This is a genomic window from Anabaena azotica FACHB-119, assembly GCF_014697625.1.
Lineage (GTDB): Bacteria > Cyanobacteriota > Cyanobacteriia > Cyanobacteriales > Nostocaceae > Trichormus > Trichormus azoticus_A.
Genome location: NZ_JACJSG010000003.1, coordinates 226150 through 233261, shown reverse-complemented (window position 1 = coordinate 233261; position 7112 = coordinate 226150). Strand labels below are relative to the sequence as shown.

Sequence of the window (7112 nt, the reverse complement as noted above, 5' to 3'; positions counted from 1 at the left end):
CATTCATCCACCTCAACTACTCATTCATCCACCTCAACTACTCATTCATCCACCTCAACTACTCATTCATCCACCTCAACTACTCATTCATCCACCTCAACTACTCATTCATCCACCTCAACTACTCATTCATCCACCTCAACTACTCATTCATCCACCTCAACTACTCATTCATCTACCTAACTTTTTACGTTATGTGGAAAAGCTAACGTCAGACCCAACCCCCCAACCCCCTTCCCTACAAGGGAAGGGGGAGAAATCAAAGCCTCTCTCCTACAAGGAGAGAGGAATGAAAATGAGGTCTTCCAGATGCCGTGAAAAGTCAGACTCCTCACTCCCTACTCGCCACCTAAAAGTTGTTTGATGATGAGAACTGATGTCACACCAATCATTGCTATCAGCGTTAAACGTCCGCCTGGAACTAAAACTTGCTGAAAATGATTTGATTGGCGTTGTTTCCAAGTCATCAAGGCGGGGATAATGCCGCCTAAGATGGAAATGCTGAAAGTGCCAGCAAAATCTAAGGCTGTGAAGAATATATGCGGGTTGACTGCGCCTAAACTCATGGGAGGTAATAGGATCAGCGAATAAAGTGATAAACGTTTATTTGGTTCACTTGGGGAAACTACAAAAATATCTTGAAAGAAATCTAGTAAGCCGTAAACAAAGCCAATAAATGATGTAGCGATCAGCTACGCTGGGCGGAACGCCATCGCAAATTCGGAAAAGATAGACACCAATAACCCTAACCATTCTCCCGCACCACCAGCCCGGAGAATCTGCAATGGGTCAAAGTTAACGCCATTTTGTACTACATCTGGGGTGACGCTGCCTAAAATCACCGCATTCCACGCCAAGAACATAATTAGAGGAATTGCTGAACCCCAGAAAATAGATTGGCGAATTTTGCGACTATCTCCTTCTAATTGCGTTACCACTACAGGCACAACGTTATGTTGACACTCCTCGCTCTAAAGAGACGTTCGCGTTAGCGTCCCGGAGGGAGGATTCTTGCTTCATCCGTCCTCTCTAGAAATCTGAATACTAGTATTCAACTTTCTCCGTTTGGATACGTCCACAAGCTCACACGGACTGCCCGACCGCGTTTGAAAAGGTTTTTAATTTCTGCGTTTACTCCCACATTTGTCAGCCACTGCGTTGGACGGGTTTCCCGGCATAAAGCAAGTGGCGGTACAAGATGCGCGGATTTATACTACCTGTCTTTCCGGATCAGGAGCAGTCCGCTTGACCTACTTCGTCTTTTATTTGTGCGCTTTACCGCTATTAGTTATACTACCACAAAAGCCGCCCTTCTAGGGCGGGGCTTTAAACCCAGTTTTTCGGTAAAAAAGTGCTACCAACATCACAGATACAGCACTTCCCACCGCACCCCAATCTTGGACTAAAAATTGTCCGCTTTTAACTTGTCCTGCGGCTAAAAATAGCAGTCCGAAGAATGACGTAATCACAATGGCAACAAAAGCACTATTCAATTTTTCGACAAACTTTTCTCGTCCAAAATACAAAATGCTGCCAAATAGGAGGGTAAATACTGTTCCCCCAAGCCATGTAGGCGGTGTGGATATCCCCCAAAATTGAGCGATCGCAGAAATTAAAATCTCTCCGCCTTGGGTGACATAAGCTACAAGTAAAGCATAATGCAGAAACAGATATGCCCCACCAGCAATTCTCGCCCCCAATTTCCCCAGGGTACTTTCTACCATTGCCAAAAAGCCGACACTCAACCGCCCCTCAAGCCGGATGGAGTTTAAACTGACTTCGGCAATTAACAGTCCACAAATGAGGGCGTATAACCAAATAGCTATCAGCAATACGGTAGACGGCACAATCCCAGAAGGCATTGTCACCGCAGGTAATGCTAAAATACCAGCGCCGACGGTTGTTCCTGCAACTAATGCCGTACTGCCTAATACGCTACCCGGTTGATGGGTTAATTTGTTCCCATCGATTTCGAGGCGGGAAAACAAGCGTGATTCTGGTTGATGGCTCATGAGAAATAATTCGTAATTTGCCTCAGCGCGGAACAACAGTTTGAATCACCGTGACTTTAGTCCGGTGAGAGTCAATTATTTCATATTTCCAAAGCAACTGAACAAAAAATCACAGCAATCAACAATTCCTCTGTTTCTTTTTGATATAGAAACCAGTGAATGACAATGTAGTTAAAAGCAAACCCCACGCGGAATTACTTTCTGATACCGCCCTTACTTCACTTACTACGGTAACATTTTCATCTAACGCATCACCTGTATTATTGACATAATCTAAAGCACCTTTCTCATCAAGTGCATAAGCCCGCAAGAAAAGCGCACTCCACCGAGCGATAGTTTCAATAGATTTTTTTTGGGACAAGGTAGGTGTGTTAGGGTCTGGTCTAGCACCAGCAGGATTATTATTATTTGTGATGCCATAATGATTAGCACCTTCAACTGTAATTAATGCTTTGGGAGGGGCTTGGATTAATTCATAATTTTTTTTGTGTTGTTTCTGGAGTAATTGATGAACCGTCTAACGTTCCTCGGATTAAAGCTATGGGAATCCCGTTATTTCTAATTGGCAGAAATTGACCTGTACCTACAACTGTATTCGTAGCATAGAAAGCTGCTGCTTGTAGCTGTTTCGGGCGTTTAAATTCTTCTTCGCAAAGGGGGTAAATACAAGAATTGTCAATGGCGGTTAGACCAACTGCACCACCAAAAGAGTGACCTACTAATACGAAATTATTTACATCGAGAGTCTCAGCAATCGGGGAACTTGGATTATAATTTTCTGTGGTCATAAAATCTAAAACATCATTAATTTGTGATGTTTCTGGTACTAATCCAGTAAATCCAAAATTTGGCAGGGAACGGATGTGTTTCGGAACAACTACTGTAAAACCGTAACTAGCTACAATACTGGCAAATTGGGAATATTCTGACGGATTAACACGTGATCCTGGTAACAGTAAAGCAATAGGAGTTTTCTGGCGATTGAGATTTGAACTGGTAATGACTGGAAAATAAATATCTGCGTCATCTCCGTTAGTAGTAATAGTTGTTTTATAGCTATTAATTGATGAGTAAAGAGGTTGGGGGCTGAAGCTGGAGGCAAGGCTAATATTTCCACTTGCCAAAACTGCTGGCAAGCTAGCAAATATTGCTAATAAATTATATTTTATTTTTGAGGAAAATTTCATAATTTTATCTGACTATTTAAAGGCAAAAATTCTCCAAAAGTTATTAAACTTGGAAAATTCCGCTTAAATTATATAAAATAAAAGTAATTTAGCAAACCGAAAATATAGCAGGGGACAGATGATAGGTTCAAAACCCGTTGATTGTAAAGATTTTGTGATTCCTCAGTGTCCTAACCTATGTGGCTACTGCTATATTAATTTTATGGTGAAGCAACAAGCGACAAGGAAAGAATTACCGCATTTTTAGGGCGGTGAGAATGTCAAGAAATCCACATTTCCCCCACTGATAATTACACCCACTCTCTTTCCGGGCGCAGTCACTACATCTTCCAGTAAAGCAGCTGCGGCTAAAACTCCAGTGGGTTCAACAACTATTTTCATCCTTTCCCACAGGAAAAACATGGTGCGACTAATTGCTTGCTCTGAGACTGTCACCATATCATCGACGTATTGTAAGACTAGAGGAAAGGTAATCTTTCCCAGGCTGGGAGTCCGCGCACCGTCGGCGATTGTCTGGGGATTTTTGACGGTTTGTAGGGTTTTGGTGTAAAATGAACGAGTTGCATCATCGGCTAATGCTGGTTCTACCCCAATAACGCGCACATCGGGTAACAGAGCTTTAGCGGCGATCGCACAACCGGAAATTAATCCCCCACCGCCACAACAAACCAATAGCAAGTCCAATTCACCAACTTCTTGCACCAGTTCTAAAGCAGCTGTACCTTGTCCAGCAATGACATGAGGATGATCGTAGGGAGGGATGAGGGTTAAAGCGCGATCGCTTGCTAGATTTTGGGCTAATTCTTCACGATTAGTTTGCTGACGATTGTATAATATTACCTCTGCACCGTAACTTTTGGTAGCAGTTTGCTTGACTGTTGGTGCATCATCAGGCATAACAATAGTTGTCGGGATGTTGAGTAATTTACCAGCTAGAGCGATCGCTTGCCCATGATTTCCTGATGAAAAAGTCAACACACCTTGATTTTTCTGTGCGGGTGATAGTTGTGCAAGTGCATTATAAGCACCTCGAAACTTAAAAGCCCCGGTACGTTGAAAATTCTCGCATTTAAAAAATACCTCGCAATGAGTGCGATCGTTGACAGTGCGAGAAGTCAATACAGGTGTGCGATGAGCGATACCAGCAAGACGCAGTTGGGCGGCTTGAATATCATTTATACTGACAAAGTTAGATTGAGACATTAATAATATAGTACAGGGCTTACGCAACTGGTACAATAGTAGTAGCGTGGCAATGCTAAAATGTTGCAAAAAATTTTCTTGTGGTGTAGGCATCTTGCCTGCACTGGACGGGCAAGATGCCCATCCCACAAGAGTTTGCTAATGCACAAATTTAGTCTAGACAGTCTAGTAGGGAGCGTCAGATGTGGAAAATTCATAAATGTGTACAAAATTATTAGGGCTGACGCACCCTACAGTTAGTTTGATTATGACACTTGCGTAAGTCCTATAGAGTGTGAAAGATATTTGCTTTTGATTCTAACTGAAAGAATATTGATGCCAATCCCCCACAGGTTGGTAGCCTATATCTTGATAAATATGGTTAGATGTGGGGTTAGCTAAATCAGTAAATAAAAAACAGAATTGATTTCCTTGGTTGAGTAGAGATTGACTCAACGCCGCTACACTAGCGCTAGCATAACCCCGACGACGGTATTCTGGTGGAGTGTACACCGTATTTATACGCGCACCGTTAGGTGTTGATTTACCGCCACAGGCAATAGATACAGCAACTTCATCTTGCCATAAATAAGCTTTACGTTTTCTTAAAATCCTTTCAGCCCAAAGTTCAGCATCTAACATCGTTTCGCCAAGCGCTTCTAAAGCAAAAGCTTGACCCCAGCTTACCAAAAGTTCTTTATCTTCTGGTACAGCTTGGCGTAAATAACCAGTAGTGGAGGGAATTTGCTGGACTTTTTCTAGTTGAAAAGCTCGTAATGCCAATTTTAATTTGTAAGCTTGATTAGTCAGTAAATGCCAAGCTAATACAAATTTATCTGATTCGGATGTAGGGGCGATGACTCCAGGCAATGATGGGAATGATAAATATAAATCTTCAGTAAGTAAATCAATAGCTATTATATCATGAGTTGGCGATAATACTAAATTTCCCGACGGCTTTTTCATAGCCACAACTACAATATTATCTTCTTGTTCTACAGTTGCTAAATAAGGTAACTCTTCAGAATTACCTGAATTTTGCATCAACTCATTACACATTCCCAACAACAAATTATGTAATGCTTCCTGATGCAGCAAGTAGTCTTTTACCCGTTGATAAAATTGATTTGCGTCCGTAAATCTATGAACCTGCATCTAAACTATCACCACCATTAGAATTGTGCTATTTCAATTGAAATGATTTGTTTTATGCTGCTTTTCAACACTAGACAAATCGCTGGGTAAATTCATAAATTAAATCTACCCTTCCCTTACGCAACATCGCTGGATCTAATCTTTCTGTAGTATTGCAAGTCATCAAAACAACTAAACGCTGCTTGAGATGAATCCCAGCTTCATCAATCACACTTTGGTATAAAGTACCATCTAATAAACTTAAAATATGCTCAGTTTTGTTGCTATATTGAGCCACTTCAAAAGCGCGATTTTGGGCTAAATTATCTGCTTCGTTGATGATGATGCAAATTCTTTCTAAATAAGTTGGAGGAACAAAGTTAGTAATAGCATCGTGATCCAAAATAAAAATCACATACCCTAAAGGTACTAGAATTTCTTTAGCTACCGCTTGTGTCCAGGCTGTTTTTCCTGTTCCTGGTTCCCCGTGGACTACAACCGCTAGCTGATTTTGATTGAGAATAGCTTGCTGGACTGTATCTGTGAAGCTTTGAATATCTGCGGGAAAAGTGCGGATGGGAAATTGGCTGAAAACTTTGCCCACACGACTTTGATATCCACTCAGCATCACAGCTAAATCTTGAGTGGCTTTGTTAACTAATGGTGAGATATTTCTAGACATTAAAGTGTATTGTCGCCGTCCGCGATCGTAAGTTTCCGCTTGCAGCCAAACATCGTGTTTTGACCAATAAGCATAAACCGTATTAATAACATCTATACGTTCCCAATTAATAAACTTTTCTACGGGGTAATAAAACTCTCTTTCTGAGTGATATTGAGTGATGATATCAGGACGACCCAATACTTCCAAGAGACGCAAAACAGTAATTTCTTGCAGTCGATTAAGAACATAATCAATAGGAATGCTGTTACGGCTAACAAATTGCAGTATTGGTGTTTCTGTACTTATAATGTCTTTGTAGCGATGGTCTGGTGATTGTGGATCAGGGGTGATATAATTCCAATATTTTTCAATTTCGTAGCGGGTATTTTCCGATACCAAACTTAATAAATTAGCCCACCAAGCATAATTATTTCTGCCTAAAATTTCCGCCAAATTACTAGCGATATTTAAAGACCTTTGAGTTAATTCCTGGGAATCGTTAGATAGTAGTTGCCATAAAAAGCCCCAGTCTAAGTCTCGCTGTAGTGGTCGCCAACCACTAGCTAGTAAGTTTTGACGATTTTGATTATTCTGAATATTATCGTTGCTTCTAAAGTAATCAAATTCCATATTTGCCTAGATAGTGAATGCGTTCTATTTAGAGGGGGATAGGGAAGAGGAGACAGGGGAGAGGCTTAGAATCTGTTTGTTATCAAAATTTTATAATTCATTTATGCACTAACCTATATGATGACTGCTATATTTTAAAAATTGATTCTTAGTCCTAAATTAAAATTATAGTTTTATATGATTAAAAATCATACAAATTTATATTTTGTAACTAAATACTGCATTTTTGGTTTTATCTATATAATTACCATCAATGTTTTAGTAGGCAATGCCCACCATACATAAATATAGAACTCTTCGATT

6 protein-coding genes and 2 pseudogenes are annotated in these 7112 nt (G+C 40.6%); 1 reads left to right on the top strand and 7 read right to left on the bottom strand.

The annotated features are described in order from the left end of the window. Positions 1 to 183 (top strand): hypothetical protein (locus tag H6G83_RS34935; RefSeq protein ID WP_206758979.1); only part of this gene is annotated, 183 nt, incomplete at its 5' end. 155 nt (positions 184 to 338) lie between these two features. On the opposite strand, the pseudogene H6G83_RS03540 reads toward H6G83_RS34935, so the two are convergent. The 7 genes and pseudogenes from H6G83_RS03540 to H6G83_RS03515 form a co-directional block, all read right to left on the bottom strand. Next, a pseudogene (locus H6G83_RS03540) lies at positions 339 to 956 on the bottom strand (aromatic amino acid transport family protein); the annotation flags it as partial. A 387-nt stretch (positions 957 to 1343) separates the two neighbouring features. Continuing rightward, a pseudogene (locus H6G83_RS03535) lies at positions 1344 to 2012 on the bottom strand (aromatic amino acid transport family protein); the annotation flags it as partial. A 118-nt stretch (positions 2013 to 2130) separates the two neighbouring features. After that, the gene (locus H6G83_RS34780) at positions 2131 to 2373 is read right to left on the bottom strand and encodes a hypothetical protein (protein WP_199328304.1); all 243 of its coding nucleotides are present in this window, start codon (positions 2371 to 2373) and stop codon (positions 2131 to 2133) included. A 112-nt stretch (positions 2374 to 2485) separates the two neighbouring features. After that, on the bottom strand, positions 2486 to 3199 hold the full coding sequence (locus tag H6G83_RS03530; RefSeq protein ID WP_199328303.1) for an alpha/beta hydrolase: 714 nt from the start codon (positions 3197 to 3199) through the stop codon (positions 2486 to 2488). A 243-nt stretch (positions 3200 to 3442) separates the two neighbouring features. Then, complete coding sequence (locus H6G83_RS03525) at positions 3443 to 4402, bottom strand: threo-3-hydroxy-L-aspartate ammonia-lyase (protein WP_190467020.1); 960 nt, start codon at positions 4400 to 4402, stop codon at positions 3443 to 3445. A 297-nt stretch (positions 4403 to 4699) separates the two neighbouring features. Continuing rightward, on the bottom strand, positions 4700 to 5536 hold the full coding sequence (locus H6G83_RS03520) for a GNAT family N-acetyltransferase (RefSeq protein ID WP_190467016.1): 837 nt from the start codon (positions 5534 to 5536) through the stop codon (positions 4700 to 4702). 70 nt (positions 5537 to 5606) lie between these two features. Then, the gene (locus H6G83_RS03515; protein WP_190467014.1) at positions 5607 to 6809 is read right to left on the bottom strand and encodes an AAA family ATPase; all 1203 of its coding nucleotides are present in this window, start codon (positions 6807 to 6809) and stop codon (positions 5607 to 5609) included. Positions 6810 to 7112: the final 303 nt, after the last annotated feature.

What these genes read in the sequence shown, in the direction of transcription:
- H6G83_RS03530 (WP_199328303.1), bottom strand. Translation starts at nt 3,199, where the DNA reads ATGAAATTTTCCTCAAAAATAAAATATAATTTATTAGCAATATTTGCT.
- H6G83_RS03525 (WP_190467020.1), bottom strand. Translation starts at nt 4,402, where the DNA reads ATGTCTCAATCTAACTTTGTCAGTATAAATGATATTCAAGCCGCCCAA.
- H6G83_RS03520 (WP_190467016.1), bottom strand. Translation starts at nt 5,536, where the DNA reads ATGCAGGTTCATAGATTTACGGACGCAAATCAATTTTATCAACGGGTA.
- H6G83_RS03515 (WP_190467014.1), bottom strand. Translation starts at nt 6,809, where the DNA reads ATGGAATTTGATTACTTTAGAAGCAACGATAATATTCAGAATAATCAA.